This window comes from Clostridia bacterium (assembly GCA_024685775.1).
In the GTDB taxonomy this organism is placed as follows: Bacteria; Bacillota; Clostridia; order Christensenellales; family CAG-1252; genus CAG-1252.
Genome location: JAIKVL010000033.1, coordinates 54,332 through 68,825 on the forward strand (window position 1 = coordinate 54,332; position 14,494 = coordinate 68,825).

The 14,494-nt window shown below is 55.2% G+C and carries 13 protein-coding genes; 4 read left to right on the plus strand and 9 right to left on the minus strand.

Features of this window, described 5'->3' with window-relative positions; translation table 11 throughout:
* Nucleotides 1–21: 21 nt before the first annotated feature.
* The 3 genes from K5753_06380 to K5753_06390 are packed head-to-tail and all read right to left on the minus strand — an operon-like array spanning nucleotide 22 to nucleotide 3,765.
* Nucleotides 22–2,313 (minus strand): homocysteine S-methyltransferase family protein, encoded by a 2,292-nt coding sequence (locus K5753_06380; protein ID MCR4726823.1) that lies wholly within the window; start codon nucleotides 2,311–2,313, stop codon nucleotides 22–24.
* Nucleotides 2,300–2,902 carry a hypothetical protein gene (locus K5753_06385; GenBank protein ID MCR4726824.1) on the minus strand — a complete coding sequence of 201 codons (603 nt, stop codon included), beginning with the start codon at nucleotides 2,900–2,902 and terminating at the stop codon, nucleotides 2,300–2,302. Before K5753_06385 ends, K5753_06380 begins: the two co-directional genes overlap by 14 nt.
* A complete protein-coding gene (locus K5753_06390) occupies nucleotides 2,899–3,765 on the minus strand; it encodes a methylenetetrahydrofolate reductase (protein ID MCR4726825.1) in 867 nt (288 codons plus the stop codon). Before K5753_06390 ends, K5753_06385 begins: the two co-directional genes overlap by 4 nt.
* Nucleotides 3,766–3,918: 153 nt before the next feature.
* Between K5753_06390 and K5753_06395 the strand changes: the two genes are divergently transcribed.
* From K5753_06395 to K5753_06405, 3 genes are read left to right on the plus strand one after another with little or no spacing between them, the layout of a single operon-like run.
* A complete protein-coding gene (locus K5753_06395; protein ID MCR4726826.1) occupies nucleotides 3,919–5,220 on the plus strand; it encodes a hypothetical protein in 1,302 nt (433 codons plus the stop codon).
* A gap of 3 nt (nucleotides 5,221–5,223) precedes the next feature.
* Nucleotides 5,224–5,847 (plus strand): dTMP kinase, encoded by a 624-nt coding sequence (tmk, locus tag K5753_06400; GenBank protein ID MCR4726827.1) that lies wholly within the window; start codon nucleotides 5,224–5,226, stop codon nucleotides 5,845–5,847.
* Between the two features lie 15 nt (nucleotides 5,848–5,862).
* On the plus strand, nucleotides 5,863–7,386 hold the full coding sequence (locus tag K5753_06405) for a hypothetical protein (protein ID MCR4726828.1): 1,524 nt from the start codon (nucleotides 5,863–5,865) through the stop codon (nucleotides 7,384–7,386).
* Between the two features lie 53 nt (nucleotides 7,387–7,439).
* Here K5753_06405 and K5753_06410 read toward each other — a convergent pair whose 3' ends face one another.
* The 3 genes from K5753_06410 to K5753_06420 form a co-directional block, all read right to left on the minus strand.
* Nucleotides 7,440–8,132 carry an anaerobic ribonucleoside-triphosphate reductase activating protein gene (locus K5753_06410; GenBank protein ID MCR4726829.1) on the minus strand — a complete coding sequence of 231 codons (693 nt, stop codon included), beginning with the start codon at nucleotides 8,130–8,132 and terminating at the stop codon, nucleotides 7,440–7,442.
* Between the two features lie 65 nt (nucleotides 8,133–8,197).
* The gene (locus K5753_06415; protein MCR4726830.1) at nucleotides 8,198–9,121 is read right to left on the minus strand and encodes an FAD-dependent oxidoreductase; all 924 of its coding nucleotides are present in this window, start codon (nucleotides 9,119–9,121) and stop codon (nucleotides 8,198–8,200) included.
* Nucleotides 9,121–11,502 (minus strand): ribonucleoside triphosphate reductase, encoded by a 2,382-nt coding sequence (locus tag K5753_06420; GenBank protein MCR4726831.1) that lies wholly within the window; start codon nucleotides 11,500–11,502, stop codon nucleotides 9,121–9,123. The genes K5753_06415 and K5753_06420 overlap by 1 nt, the downstream gene beginning before the upstream one ends.
* Before the next feature lie 284 nt (nucleotides 11,503–11,786).
* On the opposite strand from K5753_06420, the gene K5753_06425 reads away from it, so the two are divergent.
* Nucleotides 11,787–11,999, plus strand: coding sequence for a superinfection immunity protein (locus K5753_06425; protein MCR4726832.1), 213 nt, complete (start codon nucleotides 11,787–11,789; stop codon nucleotides 11,997–11,999).
* A gap of 1,195 nt (nucleotides 12,000–13,194) precedes the next feature.
* On the opposite strand, the gene K5753_06430 is transcribed toward K5753_06425, so the two are convergent.
* The 3 genes from K5753_06430 to K5753_06440 are packed head-to-tail and all read right to left on the minus strand — an operon-like array spanning nucleotide 13,195 to nucleotide 14,448.
* On the minus strand, nucleotides 13,195–13,335 hold the full coding sequence (locus tag K5753_06430) for a zinc ribbon-containing protein (protein ID MCR4726833.1): 141 nt from the start codon (nucleotides 13,333–13,335) through the stop codon (nucleotides 13,195–13,197).
* Nucleotides 13,336–13,390: 55 nt separating this feature from the next.
* Nucleotides 13,391–13,897, minus strand: a complete 507-nt coding sequence (locus tag K5753_06435) for a spore maturation protein (GenBank protein MCR4726834.1) — start codon at nucleotides 13,895–13,897, stop codon at nucleotides 13,391–13,393.
* Nucleotides 13,894–14,448: a spore maturation protein A gene (locus tag K5753_06440; protein ID MCR4726835.1), complete on the minus strand. Its 555-nt coding sequence runs from the start codon at nucleotides 14,446–14,448 to the stop codon at nucleotides 13,894–13,896. Before K5753_06440 ends, K5753_06435 begins: the two co-directional genes overlap by 4 nt.
* Nucleotides 14,449–14,494: the final 46 nt, after the last annotated feature.

Consider the following 14,494-nt stretch of genomic DNA (forward strand, 5'->3'; position numbering starts at 1 on the left):
TTTCTATGCTTGCAGATTCTCCTATTTCCCGATGACCGCTTGCGCGATCTTGACCGTTTCGAGCGCGTCTTTCCCGTAATAGTCCGCGCCGACTTCCGCGGCGTACTCCTTCGTCAGGACCGCGCCGCCGACCGCGACTTTCGCGGTGGACCCCGCCGCCTTCAACGCTTCGATCGTCCGTTTCATCGAAGGAACGGTCGTCGTCATAAGCGCGGAAAGCCCCACAAGGGGCGCTTTCGTCTTTTTCCAAGCTTCCACGACCGTTTCCTCGGGGACGTCCTTCCCGAGATCCAAAACTTTGAACCCGTAGCTTTGCAGAAGCATCTTGACGATATTCTTTCCGATATCGTGGATATCGCCTCGGACGGTTGCGAGGATCACGTCGGGCAGAGCCTCGCCGTCCTCTTCCTTTTTCATTACTTCCATTCCGCGTTTAACGACTTCCGCCGCCGCGATCAATCGAGGCAGGAACACCTCTCCTTTCTCGAATTTCGCGCCGATCTCGTTCAGCGCGGGGATAAATTCTTCGTTTATGACGTCGAGCGGCGCGCGCGTTTTCAGCGCTTCTTCGACCGCGCTCTCGATCCCGCCAACGACGCCGCAAAAGATCATTCCGCGGATCCCTTCCGCGCCGTCCTTATCGAACGTAAAATAGGACGAGGTATCGAGCGAAATGAGTTTGCCCGAAAGCGGTTCCGCATACTCTTGAACGAGCGGATTCAAAATCGGAGCGGAAAGCCCCGCTCTCAGACAGCGCGACAAAAACGCCGCGTTGATCTTCAATCTGTCCGGCATTCCGAAACTGACGTTACTGACGCCGAGCACCGTCTTTACGCCGAGCTCTTTCGTCACCTTTTCCACGGCGAGCGCAGTCTCTTCGGCTTGCGTCTCGTCCGTCGCGATCGTCATGACCAAACAGTCGATCAAAATATCCTTCTTGGGAATCCCGCGCTCCGTCAAAGCGGAGACAAGCTCTTTCGCGAACGCGAAACGCTCTTCGTGCGTCTTCGGCATCGTCTCGCCGAGACACAGCCCGACGAGCGCCGCGCCGTACTTCTTCGCGATCGGCGCGATCCTTTCCACGCTCTCTTTTTTGAGGTTTACGGAATTGATGATGGGCTTACCCGCGTAGATACGGCAAGCGGCTTCGAGCGCCTCTTTCGACGAGGAATCGAGTTGGAGCGGAAGATCGATCGTCCCTTGCAGTTCCTTGACGACTTTCGTCAAAACCGTCTTTTCGTCGATCTCGGGAAGCCCGACGTTTACGTCCAGAATGTCCGCGCCGGCGCGTTCTTGGTCGATCGCTTCGCGCAGGAGATAATCCATATCCCCTTCGATCAAAGCGGCTTTGAGTTTCTTTTTTCCGGTCGGGTTCAACCTTTCGCCGATGATCTTGACTCCCTCGTCCAAAATGACGGTCTTCGTGGCGCTCGTGGCGGCGGTGACCTCTTTCACCTCTCTCCGAACGGGCGTCATACCTTGCAGGATTTGTTTCAGCGCGGAAATATGCTCGGGGGTCGTTCCGCAGCACCCGCCGAGGATGGACGCGCCCGCCTTCGCGATCTCTTTCATCGCGGCGGCAAAAGAAGTCGGCGTGTCGTCGTACACGGTTTTTCCGTCCACGACTTTCGGAAGCCCCGCGTTCGGCTGGACGATGACGGGACAGGTCGCGTACTTGCAAACCTTTTCGACCATCGGAAGCATATCCTTCGCGCCGAGAGAGCAGTTGATCCCGACCGCGTCCGCGTGAAGCGCGGAAAGCGTGATCGTGGCGGTGACGGGATCCGTCCCGAGGAAGGTTCTTCCGTCCTCCATATAGGTCATCGTAACGTAAACGGGGAGCGAGGTATTCTCTTTTGCGGCAAGGAGCGCGCATTTCGCTTCCAAAAGATCGCTCATCGTCTCGATGAGGATCAAGTCCGCGCCCGCTTCTTCGCCCCAAATCACGATCTTTTTATAGTTTTCGTAGGCTTCGTCGAAGCCGAGCGTCCCGTTCGGTTCGAGAAGCGCGCCGTGAGAAGAGACGTCAAGCGCGACCTTTTTCGCGCCCGATTCCTTCGCGATCTTCACGCCGCTCTTGATGACCGCCTCGACGTCCGCGCCTTTCATTTTGAAAGGATTCGCGCCGAAGGTATTGGCGGTGACGACGTCCGCGCCCGCTTGAACGTAGGCTTTGTGGATCTCGGAAACGATCTCGGGATGCGTCAGATTATAAAGCTCGGGGAATGCGCCGGCTTTCAGCCCGCGCGCCTGCAACATCGTCCCCATTGCGCCGTCGAACAATAAAAACTCTTTCATATCATTCCCCCGCATCCGCTTTTTTCTCAAACACGCCGACGATCCCGACGACGCTTTTTCTCGGAAGCAACAGTCCGCCTTCCGTCACGGAAAGCCCGATCTTTTTCGCCGCGTTCAAAGCGCGGGCGACGCTCTCGTTAAAAAGAAGCGATAAGTCTCCGTAGCCGGGGCAAAAGCGGAAATTCGTCCTCAACCCTTTTGCCGCAAAGGCGTCTCTTTCCTTTTGAAGTTCTTCATCCGCCGCGAGTTCGGCGTACACGCTTGCGATCGCATTCAAAGCGACGCTCTCCGACGGGCGCGAATACGAGAGTTCTTTGATCCTTTTATCCGCGAGCGCGCCGAGCGTAAACGCGTTCAGAAGCGCGAAAGACGCGCCGTCCAAATGCTTTTTTATGCTGTCACCCGTCAAGCAAACGTCCGTTCCTTCGAGGCAAACGCCCTCGCTCGAAAAGAGAACGGGGAACGCCGCGAAAAGAGAACGCGGACAAAAGCACGAGACGTTCTCGTCGTACACCCTTTCCAAAAGGCTCTCGGAAGACGGGTCCGACTGCTTCGCGCCGAGAGAAAGGCAGGCGGCTTTCAGGACGCGCGCTTCCTCCATCATTTCAAGTAGCCGAGCGCTTTCAGTCTCTCCACGAGACCGCGCGCGACTTCGGGACGATTCATCGTGTAAAAGTGGATATCGTCCACGCCCATATCGAAAAGCTCCGCGACTTGCTTCGCCGCGTAATCGAGACCGGCGGACAACAGCCCCTCTTTATCGAACTCGTAACGATTCAAAATGCGGATGATCTCCCCGGGAAGCGAAACGGCGCACATATAGATCATTCGATTGACCTGCGCTTTGCTCATAATCGGCATAATGCCCGCGCAAACGGGCGATTCGATCCCCGCTTTGTCCACGCGGTCGAAAAACTCTTTGAAGCGCCGATTGTCAAAGCAGAGCTGCGACACGAAATAGGACGCGCCGAGCTCTTCTTTTTTCTTCATATATTTGATATCTTCGTCCAAACACGGGGAAGAAGGATGTCCCTCGGGATAGCAACTCGCGCCGACGCAAAACCCTTTTTCGACGAGATACGGCATGATCTCGGTCGGATGCGAATATCCGTCTTTGACGGCGAGATCTTCGATTCGATCGCCGCGGAGCGCGAGGACGTTCTCGATCCCTCTCGCCGCGAAGGAATCCACGACGCGCTTCACCTCGCTCTTTTCGCTGTTGATGACCGTGACGTGACAACAGGAAGGCATATGATAATCGCTTTGCGCCATATACGCGATCTCTTCGGTCAAAGCGTCGTTTTTGGAACCGCCCGCGCTGTACGTCACGCTGACGTAAGAAGGAGCGAGCGGAGAAAGCTCCGCAAGAAGGGAACGCACGACGAAGACATCGAATTCGCCTTTCGGCGGAAAGATTTCGAAAGAAAGCGTGTTTCCTCTTTTTTTGATAACGTCCCGAATTTTCATTTTTCACCTCTATTGCGATTTTCGCTTATTATAAATTATAATTTCCCGAGGTTTCAAAGTCAATGTTTTCGTTCACGCAAACTTGTTGTTGCAATACGAATAAAGTATGATATAATAAAATATAACGATCCGAACGAAAAGCGAGGTTAAATTATGCGTAGCAACAATTCGAAAGAAAGGAACGACAAACCGATCGGTTTCTTCCCGACCCCACGCGACGAAGAAGAATCTCTTCCCGAAGTTTACGCAGCTTCGGAGGAAGAAGACGCTTCTCCGATCGAAAGCGCGGAGGCGCCCGAAGAAGCTCCCGCCTTGGAAATAGAAGAACCCGCGGTACCGGAAAAACCCGCGGTACCGGAAGAGATCGCAGTCCCGGAGGAAGTTCCTTTTCCGACCGAAGAGTCCGCTCCCGCGCCCCAAGAAGAGGAAGCGCCGAGGGAGTACGGCGCGCCGCAACCCCTTTTCGAAGATATCATCCCCGCCGGATTCTCGCTCGAAGAGAAAAAGAAAGAGCGTGAAAGGGAAAAAGAGCGCATCGCCGCGATCAAGCGGGCGGAAGCCGAAGAAAAGCGCCGCCAAAAAGAATGGGAAGAAGGCGAAAAGAAGCGCAAAAAGGAAGAAGAAGCCGACGCGAAAAAGCAGTCGAAAAACGATAAGAAGAAATCGAAGAGCGCCGAGGCGATCGCGATCGAAGATGCGGAAGCCGCCGAGATCCCGAGCGAAGAAAACGCCGGAACCTCCAAGAAAAAGAAAAAAGAAGCTCCCATCCTCGCGGACGATTTCTTCGCTTCTCCCGCCAAAGAGTACACGAAGGCGGAAGCGCGCCTCCGCAGAAAATACAAAATGAATAACGACGTCCTCCTTTCGGAAAACGACGTCGTCCCGGGGTTCGTCATCGCGAAAGGCGAAAACATCGTCCGCACCTATAACTGCCTTTCCGGAAAAGGCGGCGGCACGATCTGCCTGACGAATAAACGCCTTTTGATCAACGCGACGGAACGCTCCGAAATGGACATCAAACAGGTCTCGGGGATCAAATTCAGCAACTACACGAATTTCAATTTCTTAAAATTCCTGTTCGGTCTTATTTTCGTCGCGCTCGGCGGCTTTTTGATCGCCGTTCCCGCGATCCGCAATTCGGTCGCGATCCCCTATCTCACGGGCGAAGCGTACAAATCTTGGTTTGCCTACGTCCTTTATCCGTGCGGCGGCGTCTCCGCCTTGATCGGTCTGCCGCTTCTTTTTACGACGATCAAGACGTCGTTCTATTTCTACGTCTACGCGCGCGTGGAAACGCCCTTCCTCGAATGCAAGAGCGCGGCGCTGGCAAAGCGCGAGCGCAAAGAAAAAGCCTACAAATTTATGGTCGCGAAACCGGGCAAAGAAAGCGACAAAGCCGCTCGCGAACTCGGCGCGCTGATCATTGAAGTCAAAGACGGGAAGTACGATAACTGAACTATGAAACGAGGAAAATTCATCGTCTTCGAAGGAATCGACGGCAGCGGGAAAAGCACGCACGCCGCCCTTCTTAAAGAAAAGCTCGAAGCATCGGGTGAAAAAGTATATTTGACCGCGGAGCCGTCGGAAGGCGAAGCGGGCAAGCTCCTGCGCCGCTGTTTGCGGGGAGAATCCGATCTTCCCGAAGAGGCGATCGCGGGGCTTTTTATGACCGATCGACTGGATCATATCAAGAACCCGAACGGCGGTCTTCTCTCCCGCTTGGAAAAGGGCGAGATCATCCTTTGCGACCGCTATTATTTCTCTTCTTTCGCCTATAACGGCGCTTATGCGCCCCTTGATTGGGTCATGGCGATCAACGCGCTTCCCCGCGCCCTGCTCCGCCCCGATCTGACGCTTTTTTTGGACATTCCGCCCGAGCGTTTTTTAAGCCGCATCGAGAACCGCTCCGAAACCGAACGCTACGAAAAGCTCGAAGTGTTGAAGCGCGTTCGCGAAAACTATTTCGCGGCGTTTGAAAAATTCCCCGACGAGAACGTCGCCGTGATCGATAACGACAAACCCCTCGCCGAAGCCGCGGAGGACGTCTACCTCGCGGTCAAATCGCTTTTCGAAGCCCGCTGACGGGCTTTTCTTCTTATGCCGGAGATCCAGAACCTGATCCTTCCCCTCGGCGCGAGTCAAGCCGAGATCAAAAAAGCCGCCGCGAAAAAAGCGGGGCTTGATCTTTCGCGCGTAAAAACTTTTCTCATTACAAAAGAATCCATCGACGCCCGCCGCAAAAGCGAGATCAAAAAGGTCTATTCCGTCCTGATCTCCGAAGCGGTCGAAAAGGAAGCGGAACTCTCGATCCCGAAGATCGGCGAACGCTCCTTCCGCCCGATCGTCGTCGGATTCGGTCCCGCCGGGATCTTCGCGTCTTACGTCCTTGCGCGCGCGGGAATGAAACCCATCGTCCTCGAACGCGGGTTTCCGATCGAAGAGCGCGTAAAAGGCGTGGAATCCCTGTGGAAAAAGGGCGTCCTTATGAAAGACGCGAACGCGGAGTACGGCGAAGGCGGCGCGGGCGCATTCTCGGACGGAAAACTAAACAGCGGCGTTAAGGACAAAGAACTTTCCTCGTTCGTCTTAAAGACGTTCGTTTCCTGCGGCGCGCCCGAAGAGATCGCCTATCTCGCAAAACCCCATATCGGGACGGATCGGCTGAGAGAAGCCGTCGTTTCGCTCAGAAAAAAGATCGAAAGCCTCGGCGGCGAGATCCGCTTTTCCGCGCAAATGACCGATATAAGAAAAGAAGGAAACCTGATCCGCGTCCGCGCGGACGAGGACTACGAGACCGACCGACTGATCCTCGCGATCGGACACAGCGCGCGCGACACCTACGAGCTTCTCGAGCGGCGCGGCTTTTTGATGGAGAACAAACCCTTCGCCGTCGGCGTCCGCATCGAACAGTTGCAAAAAAGAATCAATCTCGCGATGTTCGGAAAAGAAAGCGATCCCCTGCTCCCGCCCGCGGATTACAAGATCTGGGAACACACGAAGGCGGGCGGCGCGTACAGCTTCTGTATGTGCCCCGGGGGCTTCGTCGTCTGCGCCTCGTCGGAAGACGGCGGCGTCGTAACGAACGGAATGAGCTATCACGCGCGCGACGGGAAGAACGCGAACGCCGCGCTCCTCGTCGGCGTGGACGAAGCGGATTACGGAAAAAAACTGCTCGGCGGCGTTTCCTATCAACGCGCGCTCGAACAAAGCGCGTTCCGCGCGGCGGGCGGCGGTTTCAAAGCCCCTTGCCAACGCGTCGCGGACTTTATGAAGAAACAAAAAGGAACGCTTGACGGCGCGGTCGCCCCGACCTACGCGCCGGGAGTCGCCCCTTGCGACTTAAACGCGATCCTTCCCCCTCGCGTTTCGGAAGCGTTGCGCCTCGCGCTCCCCGTTTTCGACCGAAAGATCAAAGGATTCTCCGCTCCGGACAACCTTTTGACGGGCGTGGAAACGCGCAGTTCTTCCCCCGTTCGCGTTCTGCGCGGCGAAGATTATCAAAGCGTTTCTCACCCGCGCGTTTATCCTTGCGGCGAAGGTTGCGGCTATGCGGGCGGCATTATGAGCGCGGCGATGGACGGGATCAAAATCGCGCTGCAAATCATTAAGGAATCCCGATAGAAAAAGGTCGCCTGCGCGACCTTTCTTTTTGCTTTTTCGATCTCCGCGATCCCTCAATACCCTCTGAGTCCGACCGTCGGCACGACTTTCGAGACTTCGGCGAGGAACTTTTTCGCCTCGGCTTCGGGGAGTTCGTGTAAAAGCCCTTGGGTCAGATTATTTTCTCCGTCTTTGAATTTCTGAATAAAGAAGCGTTTCGCGCCGCGAACGATCTCCGCGATCGCCGCGAAGTTTTTCTCGCTGTGGAATTCCGCGATCGCCGTCGTCCGAAACTCGTACTCGATCGGAGAATTTTTCAAAAGTTCCACGCTCGATTTGACTCGTTCGAGGAGCGCGGGACTTTCCACGCCGATGACTTCGGCGTAACCCGCGAAATCGCTCTTGATATCCATCGCCACGTAATCGAGAAGCCCCTCTCCGATCAATTCTTCGAGAAGGGCGGGGTTCGTTCCGTTGGAATCGAGCTTGACCTTATAGCCGAGCGCGCGCACGCGTTTGATAAAATCTTTGAGGTCGGATTGCAGCGTCGGTTCGCCCCCCGTTATGCAGACGGCGTCCACAAGCCCTTTTCTCTTATTCAGATAGTCGAACACCTCGCTTTCGGGGATCTCCGCCGCGCCGCCCGTAACGAGAATCGCGTTATGGCAAAACGGACAGCGAAAATTGCAGCCCGGCGTAAACACCGTGCAGGAAATATAGCCGTCGTAATCCACCATGGAAAACTTTTCCATTCCGCAAATCTTCATTTCTTCTCCTTTTGCGCCCGAACCTCGGGGGAACAAAAAAGGGCGGATACCGCCCTTTCCCTTTTTTATTTTAAGGCGTCGATATAACTCGCCGCGGCGATCGCCGCGACCGATCCGTCCGCGCAAGCGGTCGTCACCTGTCGGATCTTTTTCGATCGGCAGTCTCCCGCGACGAAAAGCCCCGCGGTCTTCGTCATCGTGTCTTCGCCCGCGAGGACGTAGCCTCCGCGATCGAGATCGACGAGGTTTTTGATCGCGTCGTTATTCGGGACTTGCCCGACTGCGATAAAGCAACCTTTGACCTTATACTCTTTGATGCTCTTGTCCTTCGTGTTTTCGAAAACCAATCCCGCAAGTTCGCCCTTCTCGTTCGTCAGGAACTTTTGAAGGGAAAGATTATGCTCGTAAGAAACGTTTTCGCGCGCGAGGACGGCGTCTACCATCGCTTTTTCGCCGAAGAAACGGTCGAAGAGCGTGCAGATATAGACGTGACGGCAGCAATTCGAAAGAAACATCGTGTAGGAAAGAGCGGTATTCGCGTCGCCGATCATGACGACGTCTTCGCCCGTAAAGAACGCGCCGTCGCAAAGGGCGCAATAGGAAACGCCTTTGCCGATGAGTTCTTCCTCGCCTTGGACGCCGATATGGCGATGCTTCGCCCCCGTTGCCCAAATCACGGCTTTCGCTTCGAATTCGTTGTACTCGCAACGGACGAGGAAATCCCCTTCCCCTCTTTTTACGACTTCCGAAACGCGGTCGAGTTCGAGTTCCGCGCCGAACGCGGTCATTTGCTCGAACATTTTATCCGCGAGATCGCTTCCAGAGGACGCTTGCACCGTCGGGAAATTCTCGATACGCGGAGAGTTGGACATTTGCCCGCCGATGGTTTCCGCTTCGACGACGAGGACGCTTTTTCCTGCGCGGAGCGCGTAGGTCGCCGCGCTCATTCCGGCGGGACCCGCTCCTATGATAACGATATCGTATTTCATTATTTCTTGCAGTTTTCGATGAAGCCTTTGATCTCGCTGGCGTTCTCGAAACGATCGTAGCCGCCCGCCGCGTTCGGGACGAGGAGAGTCGGAGCCTTGCGAACGCCCATCTTGACGGTTTGATCTTTATTGTCTTCCGCGTCGATCGGGGTGTACGCGATGCCCGCTTTGTCGAGCATCATTTTGCTCATTTTGCAGTTCGGGCAGGTCTTGGTCGTAAAGAGGATCATCCCTTCCGCCGCCGCGGCTTGCGCTTCTTTCGCGACCGCGCCTTCCGCGTCGTTTTTGACGTCGCCGCCCTTAAAGACCGAACCCGCGATATCGTAGGTCTTTCTGTGTTTGAACTCTTCGACCTTGCCGTCGTTCCAGTTTTGGACGGGGCGATAGTAGCCCGTGATACGGCTGTACACTTCGGTGGATCTGCCGCAGACGGGGCACTTTCTGACCTCGCCGGAGAGATATCCGTGTTCGGCGCAGATCGAGTACGTCGGGCTCATCGTGTAGTACGGAAGCTTATAGTTCTCCGCGATCTTTCTGACGAGGTTCGCCGCCGCCTGCCAGCTGTCGAGTTTCTGACCGAGGAAAGCGTGGAAGACCGTTCCGGAGGTGTAAAGCGTTTGGAGATCGTCTTGGATATCCAAAGCGTCGAAGATATCGGAAGTAAAGCCGACGGGAAGGTGCGAGCTGTTGGTGTAGTACGGAGTCGCGTCTCCTTCCGAAGCGGTGATGATATCGGGGAATCTCTTCTTGTCGTGCTTCGCGAGGCGATACGCGGTGGATTCCGCGGGAGTCGCTTCGAGGTTATAAAGATCGCCGTACTCTTCTTGATAATCGGAGAGCTTTTCTCTCATAAAGTTCAAGGTCTTCTTCGTAAACTCCTGCGCCTCTTTGTGCGTCAGATCCTTACCGATCCAATTCGCGTTCAGGCAGGCTTCGTTCATACCGACGAGACCGATCGTCGAGAAGTGGTTATTGAAGGTGCCGAGGTAACGCTTCGTGTAGGGATACAAGCCTTCGTTCAAAAGCTTGGTGATGACATTTCTTTTGATCTTCAAAGAACGCGCCGCGAGATCCATCAAGCGGGTCAATCTTTGGAAATACTCGTCTTCGGTCTTGGAAAGATAGGCGATACGCGGCATATTGATCGTAACGACGCCGACGCTGCCCGTGCTTTCGCCGCTGCCGAAGAAACCGCCGGACTTTTTCCTGAGCTCGCGGAGATCGAGGCGCAAGCGGCAGCACATCGAACGGACGTCGGACGGCTCCATATCGCTGTTGATATAGTTGCTGAAATACGGCGTTCCGTACTTTGCGGTCATTTCGAAAAGGAGTTTGTTGTTCTCGGTTTCGGACCAGTCGAAATTGCGGGTGATCGAATAGGTCGGGATCGGATATTGAAAGCCGCGGCCGTTCGCGTCGCCTTCGATCATGATCTCGATAAAGGCTTTATTGACCATCGCCATTTCTTTGACGCAGTCCTTATACTTGAAGTCCATTTCCTTGCCGCCGACGATTGCGTTCAGCTCCGCCATATCGTTCGGAACGACCCAGTCAAGCGTGATATTCGTAAACGGAGATTGCGTGCCCCAGCGAGAGGGGGTGTTGACGCCGTAAATGAAGGATTGGATGCATTGCTTGGTCTCTTTGTAAGAAAGGTTATCCACCTTTACGAACGGCGCGAGATAGGTGTCGAACGAGGAGAACGCCTGCGCGCCCGCCCATTCGTTCTGCATAATGCCGAGAAAGTTCACCATTTGGTTACACAGGGTGGAAAGGTGACCCGCGGGAGCGGAAGTGATCTTTCCGGGGACGCCGCCGAGACCTTCTTGGATCAGCTGCTTCAAGCTCCAACCCGCGCAATAACCGGTCAGCATCGAAAGGTCGTGGATATGGATATCCGCGTTACGGTGCGCGTCCGCGATCTCGTCGTCATAGATCTCGCTGAGCCAGTAGTTCGCGGTGACCGCGCCGCTGTTGGAAAGAATCAAACCGCCGACCGAATAGGTCACGGTGCTGTTTTCCTTAACGCGCCAGTCGTTGATCTTCAAATAGTTATCGACGGTGGACTTATAGTCGACGAGCGTGGAGCGCATATTACGCACTTTCTCGTGTTGCTTTCTGTAAAGAATGTAACTCTTGGAAACGTCCACGAAGCTCGCTTGGATCAAGACGACCTCGACGCTGTCCTGAATGTCTTCGACGGTTACGCAATCGTCTTTAACCTTATTCTGGAAATCCGCGCAAACTTTCAGCGCGATTAAATCAATGATGTCGTCCGTATGCGCGCGGTTGACCGAATCGAATGCTTTTACGATCGCGACTTTGATCTTTCCGAGATCGAAAGGCACGATTTGTCCGTCTCTTTTCTTTACGTTTAACATAGTTCCTCCAAATAGCGGGTCTCCCGCTTCTCAAAAATTTCGTACTCGTTTAGTATAGCAACCGAACCCGCCTTTGTCAATAGGAAAAATTACAAAATATTGCGATTTTTCAAATTCGTCAACACAAGATATTGTGGTTTTATTCGATTTCAACCACAACCGTTTTTTCAAGGATTTTCGCTTTGTTCGACAATTTCCGCATTTTTTAAGATTTTTTAATAATTCGTCTGCGGGCAAAACCGTTTCAATAATTTTTCAAAACGCCGACATACTATGCGCGAGGTATGTTTATGAAAATTTGGTCGTACGTTTTACTCGCCGTCTTAGTCGTCGCCGCGCTGTTTTTGTACTTCGTGCCGACCGTGATCGCGTTTAAGAGCGGAAGAGACGGGAAATGGCTGATCTTCGCGCTGAACGCCCTGCTCGGCGTAACGATCCTCGGTTGGATCGGCGCGCTTCTTTGGGCGACCTCGCCGAGAACTTCCGCGCAAAAATGAAAAAGTTCGTCGCCGTGGCGTTCCTCGCCGCGCTTTTTCTTCTCCTCTTCGGAGGGAGCGCGCCTTACGTCAAAAAGCCCCTGACCGTCGCGATCGACGGAGAGACGGTTTTCGAGGGAGAGATCAGGATCGACGCGATCGTAAGCCGCCGCGCGGTCAAACACGGCGGGTATCTTCGATTTTATAAAGACTTGCGCGCGCGTTACGGGGAAAAGGAATCGCTGAACTATCTTTCGCGAGGACTCGGCGATTTCCTTTCGGCGGCGTGCGAGCGAAAAAGGATCGATCCTTTGTCCGCCGCGATGGAATGGACGAAAGATCTCTCTTCCCCTTTCATCTACTACGAAGCGCGCGATGGGCGGGAGATCCCCTCGGACGAGCTCGGGCGAAGGGTCGCGGCGGCGCTCGACGGAAAGGGCGAAGCGAAAGTCTTTTCCGCTTCGGTTCGACCCGAAGTTACGGTCTCGGATCTCAAAGCCCGAACGCGCGAAATGGGGAGATTTACGACCTACTTTCACACTTCGGGCGAAAACAGGCGACATAATCTGAAACTCGCCGCCGAAGCGATCTCGGGGACCGTCCTCGGCGCGGGCGAGACCTTTTCCTTTAACGAAGCGGTCGGCGAACGGACGGAAGAGAGGGGTTTTCGGATCGCGACCGTCGTCGTCGGCGGCGACTTCGTTAAAGGCGTCGGCGGCGGGGTCTGCCAAGTCAGCACGACCCTTTATAACGCCGCGCTGCTCTCCTCTCTTCCGATCGGGAAAGCCGCGGCGCATTCCCGCCCCGTCTCCTACGTCCCCTATGCGAGAGACTGCACCGTCTCTTCCGCGATCGACTTTACCTTTACGAACGACACGCCCCACCCCGTCTATCTCGCGGCGAAGATCGAAGAGGGCGCGCTGACGTTCGCGCTGTTCGGCGAAAGGAAAGAAGGCTCGGTCACGCTTCAAAGCGAAGTCACGGAGAGGATCCCCTTTCGCGCCCTAACCGAGGACGGCGCTCCCGCCTCGCTCGAAGCAAAGCAGCTTTCTCCCGGAAGAGAAGGGATCAAAAGCCGCCTGTACCTCGTCCGAACGAAGAACGGCGTCACGACGAAGACCCTCGTTCGGGAAGCCTACTATCCGCCGAAAAACGCAATCTACGCAAACGAATGCGAAACCGTCGCGCTATGTAGCGGGCGCGGCGCGCCCTCCCCTTACTCCTTGGTGAAAGAAGTATTCGTGCATTTCGGGCAAGGCGGAATCTTGTCGTTCTTGCCGAGGCAGACGTCCGTGCCGCAGTTCGTGCAGCTGTAAACGCCGTCGCCGGGTTTTTCGCCGGTGTGATAGTACTTCATGCGTCACCCTCCTTTTTTTGATATCCGAATTATGGACGAACGGCGAAAAACTATACTATAAAACGCGACAAAGCAAGCAGGAAAAAACCGTCCCCGCAAAAGTCGCCGCAAGGGCGATCGCGATCGCGCCTTTATATTTTTTGATCTTCGTTCCGCTCGCATACAAAGCCGCGACGTAAAACACCGTTTCGCTGCTTCCGACGATGACGCTCGCGACGCGCGCCGGATAACTATCCGCGCCGAAACGCGCGTAGACGTCGGACAGAAGCGCGAGGGAACCGGAGCCGCTCATCGGGCGGACGACGATGAGTTCGGTGAGTTCCGAGGGGATCCCCAAGACGCGAAAGGCGGGCGAAAGGAAGGAAGCGAGCGCGGAAGACAGACCGCTCGACTCGAAAAGCGACACCGCGATCAGGACGGCGGCAAGATAGGGAAAAAGATCCGCCGCAAGGCGAACCGCGCCTTTCGCGCCCTCGATAAACGCATCGAACACGGGGACGCGGCGAATGGCGGCGATCAAAAAATTCAACCCGATAAACGCGGGAAGGACGTAGACGCTCATTTCCGTCTGCGAAAGAGAAAGCAAAGCAAAACGCCGATCCCCGCCGTAAGAAGAGTGCAAAGCGCGGTCGGCAAAAAGATATCGGACGGCGACGCGCTCCCCGCGCCCGCGCGCAGGGCGATGATCGTCCCCGGGATCAACTGCACGCCGCAAGCGTTTAAGACGATAAAAAGGACGGCGTTATCCGTCGCCTCTTCCTTTTCCCCCTGCATCAAGGCGGTCGCGCGGATCCCGAGCGGTGTGGCGGCGCCGCCCACTCCGAGGAAATTCGCCGCGAGGTTTTGGGAAATAAGATCGTGCGCCTCGTCCGATTCCCCCTTGAATAATCTCCTCGTCAGAGGGCGAAACAGGCGCGAAACCGCCTTCGTTACGCCGTTTCTTTGCATCACGCCGAGGACGCCGAGCCATAAGGCGTAGACCGCGAGCATCTTGATCGACAGCGCGACGGCATTTTCCGCGCCCGCAAGCGCGGCGGAGATCGCCCCTTCGGGATCCGTGAAAAGTATATATCCGATCGAAGAAAAAACCATCAGAAAAAAGACGACGCTCATAAAAATATGCTATTCCGCAAAAGCGCGAAATAGCACGAAACGAAAC

Bases quoted from the DNA above. Each gene is read 5' to 3' on its own strand.
- K5753_06410 (MCR4726829.1), bottom strand. From the start codon at position 8,132: ATGAAGATTTGCGGAATGGAAAAGTTTTCCATGGTGGATTACGACGGC.
- K5753_06430 (MCR4726833.1), bottom strand. From the start codon at position 13,335: ATGAAGTACTATCACACCGGCGAAAAACCCGGCGACGGCGTTTACAGC.
- K5753_06380 (MCR4726823.1), bottom strand. From the start codon at position 2,313: ATGCGGGGGAATGATATGAAAGAGTTTTTATTGTTCGACGGCGCAATG.
- K5753_06390 (MCR4726825.1), bottom strand. From the start codon at position 3,765: ATGAAAATTCGGGACGTTATCAAAAAAAGAGGAAACACGCTTTCTTTC.
- K5753_06405 (MCR4726828.1), top strand. From the start codon at position 5,863: ATGCCGGAGATCCAGAACCTGATCCTTCCCCTCGGCGCGAGTCAAGCC.
- K5753_06385 (MCR4726824.1), bottom strand. From the start codon at position 2,902: ATGATGGAGGAAGCGCGCGTCCTGAAAGCCGCCTGCCTTTCTCTCGGC.
- K5753_06395 (MCR4726826.1), top strand. From the start codon at position 3,919: ATGCGTAGCAACAATTCGAAAGAAAGGAACGACAAACCGATCGGTTTC.
- K5753_06425 (MCR4726832.1), top strand. From the start codon at position 11,787: ATGTTTATGAAAATTTGGTCGTACGTTTTACTCGCCGTCTTAGTCGTC.
- K5753_06435 (MCR4726834.1), bottom strand. From the start codon at position 13,897: ATGAGCGTCTACGTCCTTCCCGCGTTTATCGGGTTGAATTTTTTGATC.
- K5753_06415 (MCR4726830.1), bottom strand. From the start codon at position 9,121: ATGAAATACGATATCGTTATCATAGGAGCGGGTCCCGCCGGAATGAGC.
- tmk (MCR4726827.1), top strand. From the start codon at position 5,224: ATGAAACGAGGAAAATTCATCGTCTTCGAAGGAATCGACGGCAGCGGG.
- K5753_06440 (MCR4726835.1), bottom strand. From the start codon at position 14,448: ATGAGCGTCGTCTTTTTTCTGATGGTTTTTTCTTCGATCGGATATATA.
- K5753_06420 (MCR4726831.1), bottom strand. From the start codon at position 11,502: ATGTTAAACGTAAAGAAAAGAGACGGACAAATCGTGCCTTTCGATCTC.